Annotated in this window: 21 protein-coding genes, 1 tRNA gene and 1 riboswitch; of the genes, 6 read left to right on the top strand and 16 right to left on the bottom strand. The window is 53.4% G+C overall.

The window, feature by feature from the left end; translation table 11 throughout:
- Nucleotides 1–33: 33 nt before the first annotated feature.
- The 10 genes from ATG98_RS14185 to ATG98_RS14140 all read right to left on the bottom strand — a co-directional run bounded on the left by ATG98_RS14185 (nt 34) and on the right by ATG98_RS14140 (nt 10,700).
- The gene (locus ATG98_RS14185) at nt 34–1,842 is read right to left on the bottom strand and encodes an ABC transporter ATP-binding protein (RefSeq protein ID WP_098423562.1); all 1,809 of its coding nucleotides are present in this window, start codon (nt 1,840–1,842) and stop codon (nt 34–36) included.
- A complete protein-coding gene (gene rfbD, locus ATG98_RS14180) occupies nt 1,836–2,768 on the bottom strand; it encodes a dTDP-4-dehydrorhamnose reductase (protein WP_098423560.1) in 933 nt (310 codons plus the stop codon). The genes ATG98_RS14185 and rfbD overlap by 7 nt, the downstream gene beginning before the upstream one ends.
- Nucleotides 2,765–3,829 carry a dTDP-glucose 4,6-dehydratase gene (gene rfbB, locus ATG98_RS14175; RefSeq protein ID WP_098423558.1) on the bottom strand — a complete coding sequence of 355 codons (1,065 nt, stop codon included), beginning with the start codon at nt 3,827–3,829 and terminating at the stop codon, nt 2,765–2,767. The genes rfbD and rfbB overlap by 4 nt, the downstream gene beginning before the upstream one ends.
- A 13-nt stretch (nt 3,830–3,842) precedes the next feature.
- A complete protein-coding gene (locus ATG98_RS14170) occupies nt 3,843–6,074 on the bottom strand; it encodes a polysaccharide biosynthesis tyrosine autokinase (RefSeq protein ID WP_098423556.1) in 2,232 nt (743 codons plus the stop codon).
- On the bottom strand, nt 6,067–6,525 hold the full coding sequence (locus ATG98_RS14165) for a low molecular weight protein-tyrosine-phosphatase (RefSeq protein WP_098423554.1): 459 nt from the start codon (nt 6,523–6,525) through the stop codon (nt 6,067–6,069). The genes ATG98_RS14170 and ATG98_RS14165 overlap by 8 nt, the downstream gene beginning before the upstream one ends.
- 2 nt (nt 6,526–6,527) lie before the next feature.
- Nucleotides 6,528–7,646 (bottom strand): polysaccharide export protein, encoded by a 1,119-nt coding sequence (locus ATG98_RS14160; RefSeq protein WP_098423552.1) that lies wholly within the window; start codon nt 7,644–7,646, stop codon nt 6,528–6,530.
- 186 nt (nt 7,647–7,832) lie between these two features.
- The gene (locus ATG98_RS14155) at nt 7,833–8,315 is read right to left on the bottom strand and encodes a transcription termination/antitermination NusG family protein (RefSeq protein ID WP_098423550.1); all 483 of its coding nucleotides are present in this window, start codon (nt 8,313–8,315) and stop codon (nt 7,833–7,835) included.
- A 163-nt stretch (nt 8,316–8,478) separates the two neighbouring features.
- The gene (locus ATG98_RS14150; protein ID WP_098423549.1) at nt 8,479–8,838 is read right to left on the bottom strand and encodes a hypothetical protein; all 360 of its coding nucleotides are present in this window, start codon (nt 8,836–8,838) and stop codon (nt 8,479–8,481) included.
- Nucleotides 8,835–9,806: a hypothetical protein gene (locus tag ATG98_RS14145; RefSeq protein ID WP_098423547.1), complete on the bottom strand. Its 972-nt coding sequence runs from the start codon at nt 9,804–9,806 to the stop codon at nt 8,835–8,837. Before ATG98_RS14145 ends, ATG98_RS14150 begins: the two co-directional genes overlap by 4 nt.
- A gap of 90 nt (nt 9,807–9,896) precedes the next feature.
- Nucleotides 9,897–10,700 carry a hypothetical protein gene (locus ATG98_RS14140; RefSeq protein WP_098417816.1) on the bottom strand — a complete coding sequence of 268 codons (804 nt, stop codon included), beginning with the start codon at nt 10,698–10,700 and terminating at the stop codon, nt 9,897–9,899.
- Nucleotides 10,701–10,952: 252 nt separating this feature from the next.
- Between ATG98_RS14140 and ATG98_RS14135 the strand changes: the two genes are divergently transcribed.
- Complete coding sequence (locus ATG98_RS14135; RefSeq protein ID WP_098417815.1) at nt 10,953–11,417, top strand: helix-turn-helix domain-containing protein; 465 nt, start codon at nt 10,953–10,955, stop codon at nt 11,415–11,417.
- A gap of 24 nt (nt 11,418–11,441) precedes the next feature.
- On the opposite strand, the gene ATG98_RS14130 is transcribed toward ATG98_RS14135, so the two are convergent.
- Nucleotides 11,442–11,732, bottom strand: coding sequence for a hypothetical protein (locus ATG98_RS14130; RefSeq protein WP_098423545.1), 291 nt, complete (start codon nt 11,730–11,732; stop codon nt 11,442–11,444).
- A gap of 23 nt (nt 11,733–11,755) precedes the next feature.
- Nucleotides 11,756–13,840 (bottom strand): EAL domain-containing protein, encoded by a 2,085-nt coding sequence (locus ATG98_RS14125; RefSeq protein ID WP_098417813.1) that lies wholly within the window; start codon nt 13,838–13,840, stop codon nt 11,756–11,758.
- A gap of 378 nt (nt 13,841–14,218) precedes the next feature.
- On the opposite strand from ATG98_RS14125, the gene ATG98_RS14120 reads away from it, so the two are divergent.
- Both ATG98_RS14120 and ATG98_RS14115 read left to right on the top strand, forming a co-directional pair.
- On the top strand, nt 14,219–14,545 hold the full coding sequence (locus tag ATG98_RS14120) for a hypothetical protein (protein WP_143751475.1): 327 nt from the start codon (nt 14,219–14,221) through the stop codon (nt 14,543–14,545).
- 98 nt (nt 14,546–14,643) lie between these two features.
- Entirely contained in the window at nt 14,644–16,491 is a 1,848-nt protein-coding gene (locus tag ATG98_RS14115; protein ID WP_143751473.1) for a GGDEF domain-containing phosphodiesterase, read from the top strand.
- 105 nt (nt 16,492–16,596) lie between these two features.
- Here the strand turns inward: ATG98_RS14115 and ATG98_RS14110 are convergent.
- Nucleotides 16,597–16,673, bottom strand: a tRNA-Met gene (locus ATG98_RS14110).
- Between the two features lie 285 nt (nt 16,674–16,958).
- On the opposite strand from ATG98_RS14110, the gene ATG98_RS14105 reads away from it, so the two are divergent.
- Nucleotides 16,959–17,567, top strand: a complete 609-nt coding sequence (locus ATG98_RS14105; protein WP_098423539.1) for a site-specific integrase — start codon at nt 16,959–16,961, stop codon at nt 17,565–17,567.
- A 386-nt stretch (nt 17,568–17,953) separates the two neighbouring features.
- Here the strand turns inward: ATG98_RS14105 and betA are convergent, their stop codons facing one another.
- From betA to ATG98_RS14090, 3 genes are all read right to left on the bottom strand, one after another.
- Nucleotides 17,954–19,660 (bottom strand): choline dehydrogenase, encoded by a 1,707-nt coding sequence (gene betA, locus ATG98_RS14100; RefSeq protein ID WP_098423537.1) that lies wholly within the window; start codon nt 19,658–19,660, stop codon nt 17,954–17,956.
- 148 nt (nt 19,661–19,808) lie between these two features.
- Entirely contained in the window at nt 19,809–21,824 is a 2,016-nt protein-coding gene (gene betT, locus ATG98_RS14095; protein WP_098421595.1) for a choline BCCT transporter BetT, read from the bottom strand.
- Nucleotides 21,825–22,044: 220 nt separating this feature from the next.
- Nucleotides 22,045–22,344 carry an aldehyde dehydrogenase family protein gene (locus ATG98_RS14090; RefSeq protein WP_098417808.1) on the bottom strand — a complete coding sequence of 100 codons (300 nt, stop codon included), beginning with the start codon at nt 22,342–22,344 and terminating at the stop codon, nt 22,045–22,047.
- Nucleotides 22,345–22,514: 170 nt separating this feature from the next.
- On the opposite strand from ATG98_RS14090, the gene ATG98_RS14085 reads away from it, so the two are divergent.
- Together ATG98_RS14085 and ATG98_RS14080 are read left to right on the top strand one after the other, a co-directional pair.
- Nucleotides 22,515–22,799: a hypothetical protein gene (locus ATG98_RS14085; RefSeq protein WP_098423536.1), complete on the top strand. Its 285-nt coding sequence runs from the start codon at nt 22,515–22,517 to the stop codon at nt 22,797–22,799.
- Between the two features lie 11 nt (nt 22,800–22,810).
- Nucleotides 22,811–22,910, top strand: a riboswitch (glycine riboswitch).
- Between the two features lie 163 nt (nt 22,911–23,073).
- Nucleotides 23,074–24,306, top strand: coding sequence for a D-amino acid dehydrogenase (locus ATG98_RS14080; RefSeq protein ID WP_098417806.1), 1,233 nt, complete (start codon nt 23,074–23,076; stop codon nt 24,304–24,306).
- Nucleotides 24,307–24,503 lie beyond the last annotated feature (197 nt).

Raw genomic sequence — 24,503 nt, 5'->3', positions numbered from 1 at the left:
TTTCCTGGGTGGTTATTTGCAGGTGCGGTGCGGTTACGCGTGCTGTGCCATGCGTTTGAAGATGTGGTTTCTTTCCGTCAGTTCGGTGTAGGTGCCAGAGTCCACAACGCTGCCGTTACCTAATAAATAAATGGTGTCGCACTGTTTTACCGTAGCCAAGCGATGGGCAATCATGATGATGGTTTTTTGGCCGGCGAAATCGTGGATGGCGTCCATGATCAGTTTTTCGGTAATGCCATCCAGGGCGCTGGTGGCTTCGTCTAGAATCAGCACTTCGGCATCGTGGTATAGGGCGCGAGCTATGCCGATACGCTGGCGCTGGCCGCCGGACAGTTGCACACCGCGCTCCCCTACTCGGGTGCTCAAGCCGTCTGACAGTTCCTGGACCAGTTCTTCCAGGTGGGCCATTTTGGTGGCACGGCGGACCTTTTGGTCGTCTATTTCATTTTCAGGCAGGCCAAAGGCGATGTTTTCGCGGATGCTGCTGTCGGCCAGGAAGATGGATTGCGGTACAAAGCCCAGGGTGTTCTGCCAGGCGCGTAGGTTGTCTTGGGTAATCGGTTTTCCATCTACTAATAACTGGCCTTGTTCGGGCTGCATCAAGCCCAGCACCAAATCAATAGCCGTGGATTTGCCAGAGCCGGAAGAACCCACCAGGCCAATCACGCTGTTAGCGAAGATCGTTATGTCCAAGTTTTTCAGCGCGGGTTTTTTCTTGCCTGGGTAGGCGAAAGTCACGTTTTTGAGCTGAATGGAGGTTTTAGGAACCAGGTGCGTATTGCTTGTTTGTTGAGCCGTTTTCGCTTCAGCGGATTCGTTGATTGCGCTGGCTTGCAGGTCGCCTTTTATGGCTTCGAAGGCTGACATATTGCCTCGAATTGCAGACAGACCGCTGTAAATCTGCTGAAACGCCGGCAGTAGTTTGAAACCCGCCAGGGCGTACACCGACAACACCGGCAAGATGGTACCCACGTTGCCTTGGTGGCTGGTCAGCAAATACAGAATCAAAAAGATCACACAACCAAAGGCCACCAGCTCCATGGCGAAGCGCGGAACTTGGCTCATCACCCCATTGGTGCCTTGGGCGTGGGCAAACTGGCTGCTGGCTTTGTCGAAACGGCTGATAAAGTTTGACTGTCGGCCTAATAGCAGCGTGTCTTTTATGCCGCCAAAGCCTTCTGCCATCAGTTTGAAACGAGCTTGCTGGGTGCGGCTGATGGTTTGGCCGTTGGCTGTTAATCGCTTACGCACGATGCGGAATAACAACCAGTAAGCCGTGGAAAAAATAGCAATGCCGGTGAGCGCCACGGCGGGGTTGTACAAAAATATGCCGATGGCCATCAGCGTTGCCATCACTACTCTGGCGTTCATCTGCATTAACGGATTGATGATTCCGCCGGTTACCCGTGAGCACTCACCCGTAATTTGCTTGGTGAGTTCACTGCTGCTGCCACTGGCATGAAACAACCAGGGCTGATGCATATAATGGCGATACAAGCGGGTGCTCATTTCTGCGCCGATTTTGGCGCCGTACATCGACAGGCGCCAGGTGGTCACCGTTGAAACAATCGCCGCCAGTGTCAGCAGGCCCATGACTCCAATACCCGTCCAAAACAAAAACTGCTCTGGTGAACTGGCGCCGGTAGCGTTATAAATCTGCGCCAGGCTGCCATCGCCTTGCAGTTGGCTCATGTCGCCGACTAGGGCCATAAAGGGCCCGATGGACACTACACCGGCAATTTCGGCAAAGGCCATCAGTACCACTAACAGCTGAAGCTTGATCAGCTTTTTGCGCTGTTGTTTGGTAAGCAGGCGGTAGAGTTCTAGCAGTTGTTTCAGCATATGGGGTGTTTCGCCTTGTCCTTCAGTGCGTCCATCCGTGCCTCCATCAGTGCCCGCTTCACCCCTAACTTCCAATAGGGCAAGGTTAGGCCAAAACGGGTTTGCAGTTTTTGCGTGTTCAGGCGCGAATTCAGCGGGCGTTGGGCCGGCGTGGGGTAATGTTCGCTGGCAATCGGCAGTATGGATTGCGGCGTTGCGGTGACCGGGGCGCCGAGGGCTTGCAGGGTTTCGGCGATGTAGCGGGCGTAATCACACCAGCTGGTGTCGCCGCTGGCTGCCAGGTGGTAAACGCCATTGTCGACCATGTCCGGGCGGCAGGCGCGCAGGCAGTGGGCGGTGATGTCGGCAATCAGTTCGGCCGAGGTGGGCGCGCCAATTTGGTCCCCCACTATGTTCAAGCTAGGCTTTTGCTGCACCAGGTTGGCCATGGTGTTGACAAAATTACGGCCTTGGCGGGCGTACACCCAGCTGGTGCGAAAAATCATGTGGTGGCCGCCGACCTGTTGTATGGCGTGTTCACCGGCCAGTTTGCTGGTGCCGTAGGTGTTTAGCGGTTGGGTGCTGTGGTGTTCTTGCCAGGGCAAGTCGCCGGTGCCGTTAAACACATAGTCGGTGGAGTAATGCACCAGCAAGGCACCTACGGCTTTGGCGGCTTCGGCCAGTACACCGGGGGCGGTGGCGTTTATGCGGTGGGCCAGCTCTGGATTCTGCTCGGCGGCGTCGACTGCTGTGTAGGCGGCGGCGTTTACAATCACGCTGGGGCGCAGTGTTTGAATGGTTTGCTGTAGGCCTTCGGGGTTGGCTAAATCACCGCAGAGGCCGTCTTCCGTTTCACGGCCCAATGCCACCAGCGTGCCCAGGGGTGCAAGTGCGCGCTGCAGTTCCCAGCCTACCTGGCCGTTTTTGCCCAGTAGCAGGATGTTCATGCGCTGGCCCCTAAGCGTTCACGCTGGTAGCTGCCGTTAGCGATGCGCTGGCACCATTCGGTGTTGTTCAGGTACCACTGCACGGTTTTGAGCAGGCCGGTTTCAAACGTTTCTTCTGGCACCCAATCCAGTTGTTGCTCAATTTTGCTAGCGTCTATGGCGTAGCGTAAATCATGCCCCGGGCGGTCGGTGACGTGGGTGATCAGGTCGCGGTAGTGATTTATGCCTTTGGGTTTTACAGGGGCCAGTTGTTCTAGCAGGTCACACAGGGTGTGTACTACGTCTAGGTTGCGTTTTTCGTTGTGGCCGCCGATGTTGTAGGTTTCGCCCACTCGGCCTTCGGTGACGACTTTATACAGGGCACGAGCGTGGTCTTCCACATACAGCCAGTCGCGCACTTGTTCGCCCTGGCCGTACACCGGGAGGGGCTTGCCTTCCAAGGCGTTCAAAATCATCAACGGAATGAGTTTTTCCGGAAAATGATAGGGCCCGTAATTGTTGGAGCAGTTGCTGATCACCACCGGCAGGCCGTAGGTGCGGTGCCAGGCGCGTACCAGGTGGTCTGAACTGGCTTTGCTGGCCGAGTACGGACTGCTGGGTGCGTAAGGGGTGGTTTCAGTGAACAGGTCGGTGGTGCCTTCCAGGTCGCCGTAGACTTCATCGGTGCTGATGTGATGAAAGCGGAACCCGGATTTTTTGTCGCCGTTCAGGGTGTTGTAGTACTGGCGGGTGGCTTCCAGCAGGGTGTAGGTGCCAACGATGTTGGTGCCGATGAATTCCGCCGGGCCGTCGATAGAGCGGTCAACGTGGCTTTCTGCCGCCAGGTGCATGATCAGGTCGGGCTGATGGGTATTCAGCACTGTGTCCATGGCCGCGCGGTCGCAGATGTTGTGGTGTTCGAAGCGGTAACGTTCGCTGTGCACGGTGTCGGCCAGGCTGTCTAAGTTACCGGCGTACGTCAGTGCATCCACGTTCACGACCGTGTGATTGGTGTTGCGGATGATGTGCCGCACCACCGCGGAGCCGATAAAGCCGGCGCCGCCTGTTACCAGTATGTTCATAGTGTTTTCTTACTTAGTTTTTTTCGGATTTATAGTTGTAGTTATAGTAGCGGTAGCTGCCATAACCGTAAGCCGAGGCTTTTTTGACGATGGCATTGAACACCACGCCTTTTATGGTGACGCCGTTAAGCTCAAAACGTTTGCGCGCCAGGTCGATTTCTTTGGCCGGGTTTAACCCAAAGCGAGTGACCAGCATGGTGGTGCCGGCGTATTTGCCGACGATGGAGGCGTCGGTTACCGCCAGTACGGGGGGAGTGTCTATGATCACCAGGTCGTACTGCTTGGAGGCCTGCTCTAACAGATCCGCAAAGCCTTTACCCATTAACAGCTCCGAGGGGCTGACCGGGGCCGAGCCACGGGAGATAAAGTTCAGGGTGTTGGCGCCGGTGTTGCGCACTACTTGGTCCAGGCTGGCGTTGCCCAGCAGTACGGCCGACAGGCCTTTGCCGTTGGGCACGCCCATCGTGATGTGGGAGGTGCCGCGGCGCAGGTCGGCGTCTATCAGCAAGACTTTTTGGCCGCTTTGCGCCATCACCACCGCCAGGTTAGTGGATAAGAAGGTTTTGCCCACGTTGGTGCTCGGCCCGGTGATCATCAGTACGTTGTTGCTGGCCCCCAGCATGGCAAAATGCAGGCTGGTGCGCAGGCTGCGCAGGGCTTCAACCGCTGGGTCGGCCGGGTTGATCAGCGCTAGCAGCTGGGATTTCTCGTCGCCGTGGTCGGATTTTTTGCGGCGTTTGGATGTCAGTTTTTGCTGGGCGGTCGAAAACGGCACGCCGGAGTAGACCGGCAGGCCCATTTTTTCGATGACTTCGGGGTTTTCTACACCGCGGTTAAAGGCGGCACGGCCCAGTACGAGTAAGCAGCCGGCGATAATGCCCGCCACCAGGCCGATCAGGGTGATCATCGATTTACGGGGTTTGATCGGGCCCGAGCTGGATACGGCTTGGTCTATTACGCGGGTGTTGCCTACGGCGCCAGCTTTGGCGATGTCTAGCTGCTGAATTTTTGACAGCATTTGCAGGTAAATGTCGTTACCCAGTGCCACGTTGCGGCGCAGGCGAATGAGTTCCTGCTGGGTTTGTGGCAGCCGGGCGATGTCTTTTTCAAGCTCTTGCTGACGGGCTTCTGTTTCGGCGATGCGGAACAACCAGTCTTGATAGGCTGGGTGATCGGGCTGGAATCGGCCCTGAATGTCGCGGCGCTGGAAGTTTAGTTCGGTGAGTTGTTGTTGCAGGCGCACGGATTCGCTGAACACCACGCCGGCTTCGGCGCTGATATCGATGATGCCGTTGCGAATTTGATAGTTATTCAGGCGTTTTTCAGCGGCTTCCAGGTCTTTTCTGACACCCGGCAGTGTGTCGCGCAGGAAGTTCAGCGATTGTACGATGGGCGCGCTGCTGCGCTCGATGTTTTGTTTAACGTAGAGGGCGGCCACGGCGTTCAGGATGGATTCGGCCACGGCGGGGTCTGGGTGTTCCAGGAACAACCGCAGCATGCCGGACCCTTCTCGCCCCGGGGCAATTTTGAGGCGGCCTTGCAGGCCTAAAATGGCGTTATGGCGCCGTTGGCTTTGCACTTGGAATAAGGTGCCGGGGTGAGCCACCAGGGTTTGCACCAAGGTGCTAAAGCCGTTGTTTTCGGCCAGTTCGCCCACGGTGCCGGTTAACAGCGGTGCGCCGGCGGTGCCGCTGTCAAAGTTGTCGGGGCTGCCGGGGTACAAAGCCCAAGTGTTTGCGCTTTGCGCCTGTAAGGTTAAAGCGCCGCCCACCGCCTGTGGTGGTACGTTAAAGCGTGCCAGTTCCAGCTGTTCGCCACCCCAGGCGTAGCCTTCGCCGTACAGGGGCTTGGCCAGGGTGCCGGCGGGGCCACTAAAGCGCGAGGCCATGAATTTGCCGATATAGGGGTAATAATGTTTGGCAGAAAATACGTTCAGGCTGAGCTCGTCTACCACCTGCCCCAGTACGAAGCGGCTTTCAATCAAGGCTATTTCAGCGGCGGCACCGGAGCCGCGCAGGCTGCCTATATCTTGCACCGACAGCACACCGGAGTTGCCGGGTTCTACCTGAATCAGCGCGTTGGCGCTGTAGATCGGGGTTTGACTTCTGGCGTTCATGGCCGCAATGCCGGCGCCCAATGCCGCGATGGCGATAATCCAGTAGCGGCTGTCCCATAGCAGGCCTAGCAGGGCCAGTAAATCGACTTGTTGGTCTTCGGGCGCCGTGGTGTTGGGTTGTTCACTCATTAACGGGGGTGTCCAGGTAGCTAAGCCAGGCGCCGGTGGCCTGGTCAATCAATTGTTCAACGTGATCAAACGCTTCGCGCTGCTGGCGTACTGGGTCGGGTATGGGTTGCTGTTCGCCCCAGTGGTCCAGCAGAAATATACGGCCGCGGGCCAGCGGTTCTATGGTGTGCAACATGTCTATGTGGGCAGGTTCCATCACCAGTACCACATCGTGCTGCAGCAGCAGCTCCGAGTTCACCTGGCGGGCGCGATGGCCTGCGGCGGTTAATCCGCGGCTTTGCAATTGTTCTTCCACAATCGGATGCACCGGCGAGCCTATGGGCGGGCGCAGACCGGCGGATGCCACGGTAACGCCGCTGCCAAGGCTGAGCTTTGAGCGCAGCAGGTGTTCCGCCAGGGGGCTGCGGCAAACGTTGCCGACGCACACCATTAGCACGGTTTTAAAGTGCATTATCAGTTGTTCTCGATAAATTGGTCGTTAATTTCGTTGATCAGGAAAAGCGGCTGAACGGTTGGCAGCAGCTGGGAAATAATCCGGTTCCAGCGCGCCACCGGCGCAGCGGTTACGTAAACAATGTCACGTTTTTCCAACATAAACTGATCTGCCAACACCAGAGCGATGGCGTTTTTGGCATTGAGTTGAAACACCTGAGCCAGTTTGCCGCTGTCAGGCGCGGCGCGGCGGACCACAAAGATGCCACTGGCGTCGGCGGTGGTTTGGCTGAAGCCGCCGGCTTGGGCGAGTGCGTCGGCCAGGGTCAAGCCGGTGCGGCCCAGGTTGATGGTTTGCGGCTTACCCACTTCGCCCAGCACAAACACTTTGGCGGTGTCGTCTGTGGCGATGTGTATTGCGTCGTTGGGGCGCAGCAATACGTTTTGACGGCTATCGCCATTTTCATAGAGCTGGCGCAGGGAATAGCGTATGGATTGCCCGTCACGAATCAGCGTTACGTTGGTCCAGTCAGCGTTGTTGCTAAGCCCGCCAGCCAGGGTGACGGCTTCGAACAGGGTCATGGCTTCGTTAGACAGGTACTGCTTGCCGGGGCTACCCACCGCACCGGTGATGTACACGCTGCTGGAGCGGAAGTTGGTCACGGTTACGTCTAGCACCGGCTTTTGTAAGTATTGCAGCAGTTTTTCCGTCAGCTCTTGGCGGACTTCTATGGTGGTTAACCCGGCCACGGGTACGACGCCCAGGTAAGGGTAAATAATGTTGCCGTCGTGGTGGACGTAGTAACCACTGGCCGCGGCATCGCCTTCTGCGCTTTGTCCGCTACTGATCTGTGAGTGGCTGTGCAGTGTTATTTTCAGGGTATCGCCAGGGCGCACAATGTAATCGTACTGTTTTATTTGCTTGCTCAGCCCGTTGTCTACTATGGGTTGGTAGCTGCCGGTTTTTACCATGGAGGCCACCAGCTGCTGGGTAATGGCGTAGACGTCTACTTGCTGGCTTAGGTCTTGATCGATGCCGGTATTTTCGGGCGCCGGTACTGACAAATGGCTGCCCGGTATGATGGTGCAAGCCGACAGCACGACACACGCAAATAAGCCGATCACAAAATTTCGTATCATTAAGGAATATTTCCGACTGGTTGAAAATTTTGACTGGGCACGCTACCGCACGGTTTTCACCGGCCTAGTACAAAAAAGATTCCATCAAGAAAATGCAAACCGGCGCAATCGCTGGTTTTTGCTCAAAAATTCACTACTGCAATGTGTTTACCGGCTGAGCGACGCTAGGCCTGTACTAGGCCTGTACTAGGCCGACGCTACGGCCGACAGCGGCACTTTTACCCTTTGTTGCTTCTGCATAAAGGTGATCAGCACGATGGCTCTTTCATCGCCGTCGTAACTTTGAAAAATGGCATTGATACCGCTAAACGGGCCACCTTCGAGCTTCAACTCCTGGCCCTTTTGAAGGCCATCCTGGTTATTGATGCCGTCCAGGGTTTTCTGTATTTCCTGCATTACGGTGTCTGCCAGCACGGCCGGGCGCCCACCAAAAATGACTATGCGGCTAACGCCACGGGTTGAGCGTATTTTTGACCAAAGCGGATCTTGCGTTTGCATGTTGATGAACAGGTAACCTTTGAACAGTGGCTCTTCAACCCAGGTACGCTTAAGGTTGCGAATGCGCTGCACGGTAATTTTCGGGAAAAAGGATTCGATACCTTGTTGCGATAAATTAACGAATGCTCTGTCGCCTTCCAGCGGTTTGTACTGAACCACGTACCAAGCCATGCCCGTGCCCCGCTGTTGCGCTGTGTAGTTCCTGTTGAAGCCTCTTTAGCCTCAAATGAAGTACAAAGTATACCGGTGAAAATACTCGATACAAGTAACAAAAATCGGATTTTTGTGTTTTTTTGTAGCATTAGTATTCATATTAAGGATTTCTGCCAACCGGCTAACGGCCGGACAACTCGTCTTGAATATTATTTGCCAAATCAGCCAACGCGCTTTGTTCCGCCGGCGTTAGGGTGCCGGCCGCTTGCGCCTGTTTTACTAAGTTGGCGGCCTGCTGCAGGCCCTGGGTGCTCATAGCACTGAGCGGGAATGCAGCAATAACTGCCTGCAGGCGCTGCAGAGCTGCGGCAGCCGAGGGCGGGCTGACTGGCAGAATAACAATCGTTGGCGGGGTTATGGTCATTGGCGGAGTTATGATGGCGGTCGGTGGAATAACCGATACTTCCCCGCTGTGAGCAGGCCCGGCGCCAAAGGCCAGTACCAACAGAATGACGATGTGTAACGCCTGATTCGGTTTCAAAATACGTCCTCCCAAAACCAGTATCCGGTGATAATCCAGCGGCGGCCATCCAGCCGGTTGGTGACATCGCCCATGCCGAGGGTTATTTGGCTGCTGTAGCGAAGGAATGGGCGAATACCCAGGCCTACCATGACCTCGTCGCCGCTCCAGGATGTGCTGGCAGAGAAGCGTGAGGTGAAGCCGATGCCGGCGCCAAAAAAGCCAGCCGGGTCGCGTTCCAGATTTTTTACGCCGGTGCCATAACCGGCGCTGAGCATCAGCGGCAGGTAACCGGAGGCGTTCGGGCTGATGTCGATAATGGTAGAGCCGGCAATGAAGTAGTTGCTGTCGATGTTTTTGGCAGAGCCCCAGTTTGCCGCGTTAGCCACACCCAGGGCGACACTGCTGATGCCGCTGCTGCCAAATCCTGGTAGCTGGCGAAACACCCGGGCGCTGACGTTGCCGTCTTCGCCAAAGTCGTCTGGGTCTACACTTAGAATACCCACGCTTAAATCTGCACCTATCGATTGACTGGCATCGCCGAAACCCAAGCCCACGGCGCCTGAACCGTCCACGCTGGAGCCCTGAACGCGGTCACGCACGTCGGTTATGGCGCCGGCGGCAAACATGGAACCCCCGGGCAGGCCAAAACCGCTGTTGATGCCAAACGTGGACACGTTGGGCGGCGGCAGCGCCATCATGCCCAGTGCAAAGGTGGACACTTGCCGCTGCAGGGCCGCAGACGGCTCTGAGTTGTCGGCAGGCTGAGATAGGCTACGCAGGTAGTCCAAAAACTCTTGTTCTGACAGTGCGTTTTGCCCCTGGGCCAGCGACGCTGGCAACACCAGTGCGGCAACTAAAATCTGCAGAAGGCACCGCTTACCACTGGTCGCACGGCGGGGGGGTCGCCCCAGTAATACAGCAATGCCTTCTGCAGAACCCGTTTGCGCCACGGATGTTTCCGCCTCGTTTCTAAGCGCTTGGTGCATCAAAAAAACTCCTGGGTTTGGGGATCGAAAGCTTCAAAGATTCCGAGCGTTTCGGGCTCTGCCTCACTGCAGGCACAGCCTGGTTTGCCATCAAACACAAATGTCATCTGAGCTGCCAGGGCTTGTGTACAGCCTGACCGGGAGCGCCGTCACAAACGAGCGCTGCCAGTTGTTTGAAACACCATCGTAAATGACGTGTTTGCCTTTTTCATGAATCAGAACACTCAGCCGACTTACGGCCGCCATGTAATGCGACAAGTCCAGCTCGTCTTCCGACTGATGAATGCCCAACCACTGCGGGGTTACCGACACGGAAGAAAAAGCGCCTTCCAAGGCCGTCATCTGCGCCGGTAAGCCTGCTTCATGCGCCGGGTTTTCAAGAGTGAAGTCGACACCCACATCGGCCAACGAGAACATAATCTGCCGCAGCTCTCGATATTCACGCACAAACAAGAGATTGTTACTGTCAACCGCAATTGAAAGGTTGTAACCAGCCAGGGTAAGCGTTTCTGAAGCCTCTACCAGCAAGCGGCAGAAACGTTCAACGAGTAGCAAACGTACATTAATTTTAAGTATGATCTGTGCGTACCGAAATAAACCCGATGGCCCCGACAGGCTGTTAGCAGAAGTGCAGCTTGCCAATACTCGTTCCAAACTGGCAACCGCCTCGTTCAGGCTGGCAACCGACAGCGCTTCGCGGCCAGGCTCACTGTGCTCTCTACTACACTCTTCACAACACCCTGCCCCCTGCAAGGCAAACGCGAATCCGACCAAATCCGTTCTGCGACTGTAAACCGCAATGCCTTTGAGGGTGCTTTCGTAAGCAGAATACGCAGAATCCAAAGTTGTACCGCAGCATGGTTGCTTTTTGTTCAGCCTTGTATTGCGTAACATATGCTACCCTCTTTTTATAAGACTCTAAAACAAACGAAAATCCCAAATACAACTGGTGCAACGAACCGGATGAAATTTACAAAATATTAATATAATTATGTATATGACAAAATTGTGACACCGTTTTGATTTTCAGCAGGCGAACGCGTTAGAGTAAATGTGTAATGACAGGCTCCCCTTTGCACTCGTACGCAATATTAGTATTGCACTGCCGGAACTGTCAATAATTATGACGATTTAAAAGAGGCACGTATGAACAGTATGAGCTCTGAGGTAGATACCGTACTTTCGAGGATGAAGAAGATTTTTGGCGTCGAACGGGACGCTGACCTAGCGCGAGCGCTCGCGATCAGTCCACAAACGCTAAGCTCCTGGAGGCAACGCGCAGCGGTTCCTTACGCGCTGTGCGCAGAGTGCGCGAAAACCAAAGGTGCTTCTTTAGACTGGCTTCTGTATGGCGAAGGCCACATGATGCGCGACAAATCAGCCAGCCCCGCCACCTTTAATCCCAACGCAACGGGTGAAGATTCGGTCATACGAATGCAGATTTACGAAATTCTTGAGAGCTTACCCCACGAAGATTTAGAAGATATTCTAAGCGAGGCAGCACACCGGCAACGGTTGCGTGCGCTGGAGCACCGATTCGAAACCCTACAGGCACAGTTTTTCGACAACCAGGAAAGCGAAGGCAGCATGCCGAGCAAGAAGACGGCCTGATGCGTGATTTCGCTGGGTACAACGTTAATAAAAAGGGCGTTCTGCTCTGATTAGCAATTCGTCTTTAGCTACTTTCACACTCAAAACAATGTCTTTATTACTGGCCCTCACCGGATAAAATTTATTTTTTCCGGTGTCATCCTTGGCAAATTGTTTGATAAGGCTTAACGCCAGGTACACTACCAGCAAATCCAGTAGTAAAAGAAAAACGGCGAGAACATAAAGCTTTTCAAGAAAAAGAACGTACAAAGCGCAACATAACAATAAAATAGCAAGGCCTAGCAGCGTCGACGCCTGATTGTACCTGTTTTGCATATGATCACCCCACCCCTTGCGTCTTACTCAATAATGCTGTCAAGAGCAACAACCAGGTCACTAAGCGAAACAAGAATTCTGAGCAGCAGCCTATCTCTCTTCTTCTCATCGTCTTCAGTAGAAGGCAGCGTTGTTGCTTTGCTGGTCAATTTCAGTATGTGACGCGCAGCTTGTTCGGCTGTTTTAACCTTGCTGATTCCTTTTTCCGTCAAACACTCTCGCGCTTCAATGTCACTCATTGTGATCAGTAACGATTGCAGCACAGATTCTGAAATTAGTTGAACATTGCAGGTATTAAGGCAGGCCCAAAGTTGATCCTGAAGCGTACGACGGGCATTAGACAAAGCCTCTGAGAAACCTTTCAGATACTCAGCGTCTTCCGCCGCATTTTCTGGTTGATCACATGTCGCCAAGTAACTCAAAAAGTCGGCTTCCACCAAGGGGCCCGACTGCAAATAACCCTGCACACCGTCACACCCCAAAGCCTTCAATACGTTATGTTGGGCGGAACGCTCGACGCCTTTGGCATACACGGTTACTCCGTGCCGAGCGGCCAAGCAAACCACGTTTCGCACCAAACGCATGTCGGTTAGATTGTGTTCCAGGTTTTTCACACAGTGGCGGGCTATCTTTAACGACCGTACCGAAACCGGTTTGGCTTCCAACAGCCGAGCATCGCTGAAAACAAAATCATCAACTGAGAAATCCACGCCGTAAGCGCCAAGCGCTCGAAGTGAAGACACCAGGGCACCACAATCATCTAGCTTGCTACTATTTACAATATCAATACTGAGAAAACTGAAGGCTCTGGACGAAAACCCATTCATGACATTCAACATTCGCTCAACGAACTCAGGTTTCGCCAACTGCACTGCTTCAATATTGATGCACAGCTTTGTGTAATGACCGGACTTGTACCAACGCTCTAGCGTGATGAGCGCCAGGTCCAATACCCAAAGGCTGATATCGTCATAAATAGGTAGGCTTTTTAATTTGGCCAAAAACTCAACAGGCTCTTTAATGCCTTTGCCTGGGTCATTCCAGCGCAGCAACGCTTCTGCACTATGGGGAACTGCAGAGTTAAATTGCACCAACGGCTGGAAGTACAGACAGAAGTTCCCGCGGCGAAATGCATCGGTAATGCGCCGGCCTTCAATTTTTTGCCAGTCTTTGCGATTTTTGCCCTCGCTGTAAAAACACCACCTGTTTGGGCCAATCAGTAGTGACTGGTAATGGGCCTCGCGGGCCTTGGTCAGCATTTCGAGCGCCACGGGGGGCTCCCAAACGCTCCAGACATAAACGCCCGCATTTACCGGAAAAGTGTAGATATTGCCTTCTAACACCACGGGCTCTGACAAGTCGCCAAAAATATTTTCCAGGATTTTTTTATAGTCTGCCCTGTCTTGCAAAATAATAAGAAAACCATTTTTTTCGTGACGCGACAAGAAAACGCCGCGCTCCTCCCAAAGTTTTATACGCAGCGCCAACTTTAAAATGATGGCAGCAACTTTGACCTCTGGCAGCACCTTGGTTTGCTGCCAGTTTTCAAGTGAAAAAATGGCGACCGCATAAATTCTGGACTGCCTTAAGCCTGTCTGGCCAAACATTTCCAGCTTGCGCTTTGCCGCGAAGCCATTCGGCAAGCCTGATTGAATATCCAGAAACATTCGCTCTTGCAGGTCTGCCTGAACCCTGTCGGACAGTTTTTTGAGGCGGAAAAGTATAGTGGCGAACGTTTTCCCGTCAATATCAAAGCGTGAGACACCCGAAACTTCGATGGAAGACTGTGAACCTGATTCCATGAAATGGCATGTAAATTCGCTACCAATTGAAGGCAACTGGTCGTAGTCGAGACAACTGTCCGGGGAATTAACAACAAACAACTCAGCAAATGCAAAACCAATAATTTTTGACGGCATTGTGTCGAACGCATCGACTGCGGCCCAGTTGGCATCGACGATCTTGCTACCGGCTTCGACATCTACAATGAAACCCGGGATAGGCAACTCGTAAAAAACCTGCGAATAGAACATAGGGGCACTCGGCCCCTTTGTCGAAACTGGCCGACCTGTATCAACAGACTTCTTGCCACCTTTGATCAACATCATAGCTGCATTTTCACGCCAACTTTTTGTGAGGCCTTTTTATAGTGAAAATGTAGTGTTTCTAAACCTATATTGTCAATAATATTTGGACTTTATATTACTATTAATGAATAAAAAATTTCAAAACAGAAAAAAATCTGACAAAATTCTATTCTTGAAATTTTTTAATCGACCTAAAATCATGGCTAAAAAATCACTCTGAAACATCGAAATAAAAACTAACCTTTTGATTATTATCTAATAATTAGAGTTTATATCGATAAAAAACGGTTTGAAATTTGGAATTTGGAATTTTCGATTCTGGATCGAATAGACGAGAAAAACGTACTATTTTAATGTAATGTTCCTATAAATTTTTAGTATTCAAGGAGGGAGGTTAGAGTGAGCCACATGAAAACGCCTACACTCATCAAAAACTGCAAAGGAAATTTAACTGCATTTTCTGACGTACTCGGGGTATTTTTTCAAAGTACGCCTCTAAAACTTGTTGCGCTCAACAACTATTCCACTCAAACCACGTTCGGCAAGCTAAAACACGCCGACGCCATCGTGGCGACAAGAAAAAACGATCTTCCGATGTCGATCAGGGATCGCGGGCCGTTCTGGATCATTTTCCCGCTGATCAAGAGGCCAGACCTGGAAAACGAAGATTTTTATCGACTAATGAGTTGGCAACTCAGCGATATTATTATTGGAGAGTCGCAGTGATCTGGTCGGGCTCTAGCGTTTTACACCGGCTGTTTTCCTACAAAATAACGATCGGCGTTCTCGTTTGCCTAGCACTGTTGTTTGTTGCATCCAGTTTTATGAATCTGAACGCTCGCGAACGCAACTACGTGTCGTTGCAGGATATCCATTTAGCCTCGTTGAACCTAGCACAGCTCCGCAATGAAGCCAGCATGTTTGACAGATATCTGTTGCTGGTAGATTCAGAGCTTGCAAACCCGTTATCGCTGACGATCCACTATGACATTTTGTGGAATCGCTTTACTTATCTTTTAAATAGCGTCGAGGCATCTGTGCTTCGGCGCGTCGACTCTAATACAGAGAGTATTGAAGATCTTTATACCCGGTTTAATCAACTGAGCCAGCCAGTCGCGGACATTGCTGGCGGCACCTCAGACGCTGCCACGCTGGCGCTTATCCATGAACGATGGGATGGCATCAACGTGGACATCAGACAGATGGTAATCAAAAATTTAATAGACGGTGAAAGTGGCAATATAACCGAGCAGCTTGACAGAGACCTGAACCAAATCCGGATTATAAAAGTAGGGTTGCTAGTCATGCTCTGGGGTGTGCTTGTCTATTGCGCCTTTGCTTTGATTCATATACGTAAAAAATTCGTAATGGATTCAATTACGCGAACTTATAACCGCAACTACCTGCAGCGTAAATGTGTTGTCAACGAATCAGACACTTACATTGCCGTGGAGATTAAAAACTCCCAGCAAATCCTGACAGAACACGGCGGCGCAGAGGCTGATACGTTAGTTCGACTCTGCGCGGAGCGGTTAAGCAACAGCATTCAAAAGCACGATTTACTGATTCATACGTCTTACTGCGAGTTTGTCATTGTTAAGAAAAATAGCTCACCGAATAACTGTGGACCGATTATCGATCAACTGATAGATAGAGCTAATTTTGAATGGACGATAGGCAATACCAAGGTTCCTATACGCTTCGTTGCGGGCGTGGACTCTGCTGTTTGCGACAAACATACAACTCGACACTGGCATACGCGCCACCGTAACGCTCTCAGAGCGCTTAACTATGCCCTTGAAAAACAGATCAACTACCGTATAAGCGACGACGAAATGCGCTTAGCATTTAATACCAGGGCAAAAATTTTGCGGGGATTGGTCAAACTGCTTCGTCACAACAAGGGCGACTTGAAACTCTGGCTTGTGTATCAGCCCATCGTGACGGCGATGTTCAGTACCCGGATTGCCGGTGCTGAAGTTCTTCTGCGGGGCCGCTTAAATGATGAAATTGACATCCCGCCCAATCAGATTGTCAATATTTGTGAGCAAAACGGCCTGGGCAAGGACTTGGGGATCTGGATTTTGCGTCAAGCAGCTTTGGAGTCTGCACATTTATTCTCAACAATGAATTTTAACGGATTTTTATCGATCAATCTGAACCCGTCCATGATTTGTGAGCAACTGCCGGATATTCTTAAAGCACATTTGCTCAGTCGTCACATTCCAGCCCGTCAGATATGCCTTGAGGTCACTGAAGACAATGCTGCTATCGATTTCAAGCGAAGCGTTCCCGTGATCCAAAAAATTCGTGGCATGGGCATCCAATTCGCGCTGGATGACTTCGGAACCGGATATTCATCGCTTGAGTATCTGCATCGATTGGAAATTAACAAGCTTAAGATTGATCGTTGTTTTGTGGCCGACATCGAGACAAACGCCAAAAAAAGCCAATTTTTGGCGGGAATTATTAGCATTGCCAGTAAAATGGGTGTGCAAACCATTGTTGAGGGTATCGAAACTCGCGAGCAAGGTGATATTGCCATCCGGCACGGCGCTGACTACGTTCAGGGCTTTTACTATTACATGCCAATGGAAGCCAAACTGTTCCACCACCTGTTAATGGTAGAGAAAGCCCATGACATAGCAGTTGAGAAACTGATCACAGGCTAGTCTATCCAATAGCAACATAGAGCAGCCAGTCGCAAGCTGAAGGCAAGACGGGATTTTGGCAAGAAAAAAAGCAGATCAGTAATTTACTGATCTGCTTTTTAAATATGGTAGCGGGGGCAGGATTCGAACCTACAACCTTCGGGTTATGAGCCCGACGAGCTACCAGACTGCTCCACCCCGCGCTGTGAGAACTTTATACTATGAGTACGCCGTTAGCGGTGATTTTCAACCCAGTTGTCCACAATGTTATTATCGCACGACTTTTTCAGGTCGAATTTTTCGTCCTGAGCGCGGATTTGAGCGACTTTTTCAAGGCCACTGCGCCCAAGGGATGAGCGACAGCACAAGACTGCACCGAGAGGATGGTGGAGGTTCTGCGCACGACTTTATGGCCTCGCACTGAGTGCGGCCAAAGTTCTCGGAATTGAAGTCAAAACCCTGTCAAGAACTTTTTTAGAAAATTTGAGCTGAATAGTTACGATCCATTTACAATTAAAGAGGCTGAAAAAACAATTGACTACCTTTACAATAAATATAATGCAAATGAGAAGATTTACGCCACGTACATCCAATTTGCATTCTGGACTGGAATGCGAACTTCTGAGATGTTAGCTCTGACCTGGAAGGATATTGACTGGAATCGAGGTGTAGCAATGGTGAGCAAAACACGCACTGACGGTAAGCTCAACCTTCAAACAAAAACCAAAAAAAATCGTGAGGTCTTACTGAATGATCGCGCGCAAGAAGCATTACAAGAGGCGAAGAAACTTACCTGTCAGCTCGGCGAAGAGATTTTCCGAAGCCCGAGGACAGGCGACGCATGGCTCACCGACAAGCCACCACGAGTGGTCTTCACCGCCGCTCTACAGGCATTAGGCATGCGACACAGGAGAACCTATAACACGCGCCACACTTATGCCACGCAATGTCTAATGGCCGGGATGGCGCCCGCCTTCGTAGCGAACCAACTCGGGCACAGCATTATCGTTCTGTTGACCACATACGCCAAGTGGTTGAATGGCGAAGAAAGTTATCGTGAAATGGAAAAGTTGAAGCTCACCTTGGAAAAAAAGTGATGTCCCAAAACTTGTCCCAATCTGACCTTAGTACCGCACCTCTACGCACGTAACCGTTTGATTTACTGTGCGAGAGAGGACGGTGAGATGTCTATAGTAGGTTCAAATCCTACCGTCCCGACCATACTTCAAGACTTAGGGCACATCTTCGGGTGTGCCCTTTTTCGTTTCTGGCTGGGTACAGGTCGGGTACATAAACCCACCATCGCCCTCTGATTCGCATCGAGTCAGTTAACGATATTTTGACGTGCAGCATTTCTGCACCCAAACACTTCCGCTTCCGTTGCTTCTTATTTTATCGGAATGCTTGGGAATAGGTAGCGAGCAAACGGCTTCTGCCAGAAAGTCCATCAGGACATGACTTTTCACCAGGGCATGCCGGGCTGTTACTCCACCTCGTCAGCCCGCCGCCGCGGTGTTCCTTCGCGCTGTTTCGTACCCCCGTCCGGGGCTGCGTATGAAGCGGACCCGGACAGTTCTAGGAGCCCTTTTCCGAGTATGTGATCGGCGGCCTTTTCGCCGATCATGATTGTGGGGGCATTGATATTGCCGTTGGTTACTGCGGGCATGATTGAGGAATCCACAACCCGCAGGTTTTCCACACCGTGTACCCGGCACTCGGTGTCGACCACCGCCAGCTCGTCAGTGCCCATGCGGCAGGTGCCGCAGGGGTGGTAGGCGGTCTCGGCGCTGCCGGCAACCCAGTCATCAATCTCGTCGTCTGTTGTTACGTCCGACCCCGGAGAAACCTCTTCTCCGCGGAAGGGATCGAAAGCCGGTTGGGCGAATAGCTCACGGGTAAGGCGGAGACCATCCCGGTACGCCTGTCTGTCGGCCTCATCCGAGAGATAATTGAAGAATATCCGTGGCGGATCTTCCGGATCAGCAGAGCGCAATCTCACCCAGCCCCGGCTTTTTGGCTTGTTGGCGCCCAGATGTACTTGGAAGCCGTGCCCTTTCACGGCACTGGAGCCATCATAGGCGATCGCCCCAGCCAGGAAATGATACTGCAGGTCGGGGTAGCGGAGGCCCGGCCGGCTGCGTATGTAGCCATTGGATTCGAACTGGTTGCTCGCCCCCAGGCCCGTGCGAGTCAACAGCCAGCGGGCGCCGATCCAGGCCTGAGCCAATGGATTCAACCAGCCATTGAGCGTGATTTTCTGGGTGCAGCGGTGCTGGACCCAGACTTCGAGATGATCGTGGAGATTCTCCCCCACCCCGGGCAGGTCATGGACCACCTCAATGCCATGTTCGCGAAGCTGTTCCGCAGGCCCGATGCCGGAGAGCATCAGTAGCTTGGGGGAATTGAAGGCGCTGGCACAAACCAGCACTTCCTTCCGTGCCGCCACCCGGAAAATTTGGCCCTTCTGCTGGTACTCCACCCCCACGGCTCGCTTTCCTTCCATGATGATCCGCCGTGTCAGGGCATGCATCTCCAGCGACAGGTTGCTGCGTTTGAGGGCCGGTTTCAGGTAGGCGTTGGCGGTGGATGATCGCACACCGTTCCGGACACTCATGTCCATGCGGCCGAAGCCCTCCTGACGGTAGCCGTTGTAGTCCTCGGTGCGGCCGTAGCCAGCTTCATCCCCGGCCTGGATGAACGCCCGATAGAGCGGGTTGCGCATGTTGTTGCCATTACACACCCCCACTGGCCCATCGGTATCCCGGTAGGCATCCGCTCCATAGACACAATCCTCGGCCCTGCGAAAGTATGGCAGTACATCAGCATACCCCCATCCTTCGGCACCCAGGGACTCCCATTCCTCGAAGTCGCCCGCCGAGCCCCGGACGTAGGCCATACCATTGATGGACGAGGAGCCTCCGATAACTTTACCGCGGGCCTGGTGCAGGGAGCGGTGGTTAAGTCCGGGTTCGGGTTCCGTATGCAGTTGCCAGTCAAAGCGGGGCTTGTTCAGCGGAATGGAGAATGCCAGCGGCATCTGGATATAGATCGAGTTGTCCCTGCCACCGAATTCCAGCACCAAAACGTTGCTGTTGCCATCGGCACTCAGTCGGTTGGCCAGAACAGAGCCGGCCGAACCGGCTCCGATGATGACATAGTCGGCTGTCCGGTCGAAACTTTCATCAGTCACGTGACAATACTCCCCTGTGCTTGGCCTGAAAAAGGATGTGCCCAGAGCCTTGTTGCCTGGTCAACACCTGCCGCATCGACTCGTGTATTACGCATGTGCAAACTCCTTTTCTGATCGTTGAAGGTCATTTGGCGTTCGGCACATGCTTTCACTCTTTTACAGGATCGCCCAGACCCGGCATGGAGACATCGCCCGGCGCTTCTCGGAGGCGCTGCAGATAGGCCAGATGACGCTCATACTGATCGAGAATATCCTCGATGATCTGGGAGCGACCGTAGTCCATTAGGTCGTAACCCTGGCCGCCATTAATCAGGTGTACTTCCAACCGGTAATAAGTGCTGGTCTCGGAATGTGGTCGAATGGCGAACGCGGGCATTGGAACTGACCGTGGCCAAACCTGATAGGTGAAGTGGCCATCGTTGCCAAGGTCTACGTCCAGCGAAAGATGGGGCTCATCCTTGTCCCGTTGAATATCCGCCGCCACGCCCTTGTTTCGAAGCTCGTCACGGATCTCCTCCATGGCCGGGCGCACCGTCTCATCCATGAACTTGAGGGCGCCCTTCCGATCCGGAAAGCTCATGGCCCGGGCAAGCCGCTGGCGCCAGGACAGCGATTTGCCTTCGGCGGCCGTGGGCATCCCGTGCATGGGACTCATGCCGTGCTTGAGTGATTCGGTCTTGAGAGCCCTGAACAGGCCAAACATCATGAAGAACAGCACCACCGAGAATGGCAGCCCCATAATGACCACCGTGCCCTGAAGGGCGCCCAGCCCGCCGGCCATCAGCAGTGCCAGGGTCAGCAGGCCGATGATCACCGCCCAGAGGATGCGCATCCAGATCGGGGCGTCATGGTTCACATCCGTAAGGATGGAGGTTAAGTTGGACAGCACCAGCGCCCCCGAATCGCCGGAAGTGACGAAGAAGACAAGAGCCAGGATGGATACCACAATAGTGGTGACCCCGGCCCAGGGCAGGCTCTGCATGAATATGTAGATCGACGAGGCCGGCGTTTCGACAGCGAGCTCACCGAATTCCTGGGCACCTTTCATCACCATGTCAATGGCACTGTTGCCCATGATCGACATCCAGATCATCATGAATGTCAGCGGTAGTATCAGTGTCCCTATGGTGAACTGGCGGATGGTCCGTCCCCGGGAAATGCGCGCCAGGAACAGGCCAACGAATGGCCCCCAAGCGATCCACCACGCCCAGAAGAAGAGCGTCCAGGCATTCAGCCAATCCTCGGGTTGGTCATGGGCGTAGGTATTAAAGGACAGGCTGATAAAATTGCTGACATAATCCCCCACGTTCAGAACAAAGGCATTCAGCAGGAACAGAGTCGGCCCCGCAAACAGCACGAAGATCATCAGGGCAGTGGCCAACAGCATGTTGAACTCCGACAGGCGCCGGATTCCCCGCTCCACGCCACTGACGGCTGATAACGTGGCGAACACCACGATCATGGTCACCAGCAGTGCCTGGATCCAGGTGCTTTCGGGAAGGCCGAACATTGTAGACAGGCCATAGTTGAGCTGGATGACGCCAATACCGAGACTGGTGGCAATCCCGAACACGGTGCCAAGCACTGCGGCAATGTCCACCGCATGTCCGATCGGCCCATAAATACGCTCGCCGAAAACGGGGTAGAGCGCAGACCGGATGGTCAGTGGCAGCTTGTGCCGGTAACTGAAGTAGGCCAGTGACATGCCCACCAGGGTGTAGATGCCCCAGCCGGAAATGCCCCAGTGCAGAAACGTCAGTTCCATCGCATGGCGTGCTGCCTCCACCGTACCACCCTCACCCTGAGGCGGATTGAGGAACTGTGAGACCGGTTCGGAAATACAGAAAAACAACAGATCAATCCCGATACCCGCGGCAAATAGCATGGATGCCCAAGAGACCAGGTTGAACTCGGGCTTGGAGTGATCCGGGCCCAGGCGGATGTCACCGAAGCGCGATGCCGCGATGAAAATCACGAAAACCAGGTAGGCCACCACGGTCAGAAAGTAGTACCACCCGAAGGTGTCCGAGACCCAGCCGAGAAGCGTGTTGATCAGACCCTCGGCATTCTCGGTGAAAAACATCGTCCACAAGGCGAACACCACGATGAGGATTGAGGACCCGAAGAAGACCACCGGGTTGAGCCGATCACCAGATTCCTTCATTTGCTGCTTCACTATTGCGCACTCCGTTCAGAGACGGCACCGGAGTTTTCCTCCGAACTCTCAGGCAAACATTCCGGGCCCGCCCCATGACCATAATGGCCAGGTCCTTCTATAGAATGCGTCAATAAGGTGAGTCCACGTCTTCGGTTGCAACGTAAACGCTTTTCAGCCGTATGTAATGCTCCAGTGTCCGCCGAAAGGCATCTCGACGGGAGTGATATCAGCAGGCAATCTGAATGGGATAATTCCAGGCGCCTATACCGGCGCAGACGCCAAGAGGCTTGGGGCGGGTATAGAAAAAGGCGCCGTTGAGTTGCTGGTACTCGCCCTGCAGAGACGAGGCCTGGCCTGCGCAGTACTTGAGGCAGTCTGCCCCGGAATCCACATCCTCATCGCCGGCTTCGGCCACCTCGCAGATGACCTCATTCGTTGCCGGATTCATCGTGGCGAACCATCGGGACTGCTCCCCGCTGACGGATTCTCCGGCGATCCACAATCCACGGCGTTCTATTTTGCCCATGGTGCACCTCCTGTAAGAACGTACCTCACGCAAAAAGTATAGGCTACTATTTCGCCATTTCTACAAAGCCCGGGAAAGATTTATTTTAAGGTCGATCGAGCTAAGAAGGGCCAGGCACCAGTCACGTCATGCCCACAAACACGAGAGAATAAGGTTTTCGTGGTGTGACTATGGATCTGGGTGTCGTGGATCGCCTTGTTTATCTTGTCAATTCATCATTAACAGAATCAGAACGACGATTCCTGATCACATTCAAGCGGCGTCCTCCTGATTGGTCACTGCTTGGTCTCGAAGGCGTTGAACGCCTGCCGGCAATAGCCAAGCTAGTTGACGCTGTCTACTGTCAGGCGCAAATGGGGCTTGTAATAGATAAATTCATGAAGCAGCATCGTCTCTTGCTGCAACCGATGCGCAAAACGAGCCTGCTCTTTTTATTGCGCATCAAACTGACGTAAACTGCAGATTATAGGTGTTAGCGGGAGAGACTGTGCCACACAGCTGTGTGGCCGGCGCCGAAGGAGCAACTGCCCCGGAAACTCTCAGGCAAAAGGGACCGCTAACACGATAACTTTCCGAAGAGCTGCCGATGACTGCGTCACTTGGCACACCGAAGGAGCAAGCGGCCGGTTTTACTGAAACGGCTCGTGAATCTCTCAGGTCCAGAGACGGAAGGGGTGCTTCTACCATTTTGGGTAGGCAGCCAACCCTGGGCGCTCTCTGGAGATTGTTATGAAACATATTGCAGTTATTGGCGGTGGCATCACCGGCATCACCACCGCTTATTCTTTAACGAAGCGCGGCTTCGACGTCACCGTCTATGAAAAGCATCGTTATGCGGCTATGGAAACGTCTTTCGCGAACGGCGGACAACTCTCGGCGTCCAATGCCGAAGTCTGGAACAACTGGCAGACCGTGATCAAAGGCATGAAATGGATGTTCCACAGCGATGCCCCGCTGCTGGTGAATCCCAAGCCCTCCTGGCACAAGATGAGCTGGTTTGCCGAGTTTATCGCGGCCATTCCCCAGTACGAGAAAAACACCACTGAAACCACCCGCATGGCGATCGCTGCCCGTGAGCATCTGTTTTCATGGGCAAAAGAAGAAGGTATTGATTTCGACTTAAAGGAACAGGGCATTCTGCATATCTATCGCGACAAGGCCGGCTTTGACCACGCGGCAAAGGTCTCGAAATTGCTGGCAGCAGGAGGTCTGGAACGCCGGGCCGTCACCCCCGATGAAATGAAGGCCATCGAACCCACCCTGGCTGGCACCTACTACGGTGGCTTTTTCACTGAAAGCGATTCCACGGGTGATATTCACAAGTTTACCAGCGGCCTGGCCGATGCCATCCAGCGCCGCGGCGTCAAAACGTGTTACGGCCACACGGTTACCGAGCTGAGCGCAGATCAATCCCATGCCTGGGTAACGTCTTTTGATGGCGAACAACAGATTCGTAACACCTTCGACGGTGTCGTGGTTTGCGCTGGCGTCGGCAGCAAGGAGCTGGCGGCGAAGCTGGGCGACCGCGTTAACATTTATCCGGTGAAGGGCTATTCCATCACGGTTGAACTGGACGACGAAGCGTCTCGGCAAGCGGCACCAACCGTCAGCCTGCTGGACGATGCTACCAAACTGGTCACCAGCCGGTTGGGCGATGATCGTTTCCGCATTGCGGGTACGGCGGAATTCAACGGCTACAATCGCAACATCCGGGATGACCGTATTCGCCCGCTCACCCGTTGGGTTGAGCAATGCTTCCCCGGTGTCAGTACCCGGCGCGTTGTGCCATGGGCAGGTCTGCGCCCTATGCTTCCCACTATGATGCCGCGCGTTGGCCCGGGTCGCCTGCCGACGGTGTTCTACAATACTGGTCACGGCCATTTGGGTTGGACCCTGTCAGCCATTACCGCCGAGATGCTGGCTGAGGCCGTTGAAACGGCGCCTGCTTACCAGAAGCGCTGAAACAACATTCGATCCCGGGCGGTTTTTCAGTCTTGATATGAAGCGATGTGCAGGGCAATCACCTCACCCAGGTTACGCCGGAATAACGCACTTTTGTAAATGAACGCAGAAGTACGAGTTCGCCTACCGACTCGGTAGGCGAAGCCTTATTCCCCATCAAAAGTATTGTTAAAACAGGAGTTGTCCTATTCTCGCCT

The organism is Marinobacter sp. LV10R520-4 (genome assembly GCF_002563815.1).
Classification (GTDB): domain Bacteria; phylum Pseudomonadota; class Gammaproteobacteria; order Pseudomonadales; family Oleiphilaceae; genus Marinobacter.
This window is presented reverse-complemented; position numbering and strand designations above follow the sequence as displayed.

Excerpts from the sequence above, each read along its gene's own strand:
- ATG98_RS14185 (WP_098423562.1), bottom strand. The coding sequence starts at position 1,842 with ATGCTGAAACAACTGCTAGAACTCTACCGCCTGCTTACCAAACAACAG.
- rfbD (WP_098423560.1), bottom strand. The coding sequence starts at position 2,768 with ATGAACATCCTGCTACTGGGCAAAAACGGCCAGGTAGGCTGGGAACTG.
- rfbB (WP_098423558.1), bottom strand. The coding sequence starts at position 3,829 with ATGAACATACTGGTAACAGGCGGCGCCGGCTTTATCGGCTCCGCGGTG.
- ATG98_RS14170 (WP_098423556.1), bottom strand. The coding sequence starts at position 6,074 with ATGAGTGAACAACCCAACACCACGGCGCCCGAAGACCAACAAGTCGAT.
- ATG98_RS14165 (WP_098423554.1), bottom strand. The coding sequence starts at position 6,525 with ATGCACTTTAAAACCGTGCTAATGGTGTGCGTCGGCAACGTTTGCCGC.
- ATG98_RS14160 (WP_098423552.1), bottom strand. The coding sequence starts at position 7,646 with ATGATACGAAATTTTGTGATCGGCTTATTTGCGTGTGTCGTGCTGTCG.
- ATG98_RS14155 (WP_098423550.1), bottom strand. The coding sequence starts at position 8,315 with ATGGCTTGGTACGTGGTTCAGTACAAACCGCTGGAAGGCGACAGAGCA.
- ATG98_RS14145 (WP_098423547.1), bottom strand. The coding sequence starts at position 9,806 with ATGCACCAAGCGCTTAGAAACGAGGCGGAAACATCCGTGGCGCAAACG.
- ATG98_RS14140 (WP_098417816.1), bottom strand. The coding sequence starts at position 10,700 with ATGTTACGCAATACAAGGCTGAACAAAAAGCAACCATGCTGCGGTACA.
- ATG98_RS14135 (WP_098417815.1), top strand. The coding sequence starts at position 10,953 with ATGAACAGTATGAGCTCTGAGGTAGATACCGTACTTTCGAGGATGAAG.
- ATG98_RS14130 (WP_098423545.1), bottom strand. The coding sequence starts at position 11,732 with ATGCAAAACAGGTACAATCAGGCGTCGACGCTGCTAGGCCTTGCTATT.
- ATG98_RS14125 (WP_098417813.1), bottom strand. The coding sequence starts at position 13,840 with ATGATGTTGATCAAAGGTGGCAAGAAGTCTGTTGATACAGGTCGGCCA.
- ATG98_RS14115 (WP_143751473.1), top strand. The coding sequence starts at position 14,644 with ATGAATCTGAACGCTCGCGAACGCAACTACGTGTCGTTGCAGGATATC.
- betT (WP_098421595.1), bottom strand. The coding sequence starts at position 21,824 with ATGAAGGAATCTGGTGATCGGCTCAACCCGGTGGTCTTCTTCGGGTCC.
- ATG98_RS14090 (WP_098417808.1), bottom strand. The coding sequence starts at position 22,344 with ATGGGCAAAATAGAACGCCGTGGATTGTGGATCGCCGGAGAATCCGTC.
- ATG98_RS14085 (WP_098423536.1), top strand. The coding sequence starts at position 22,515 with ATGGATCTGGGTGTCGTGGATCGCCTTGTTTATCTTGTCAATTCATCA.
- ATG98_RS14080 (WP_098417806.1), top strand. The coding sequence starts at position 23,074 with ATGAAACATATTGCAGTTATTGGCGGTGGCATCACCGGCATCACCACC.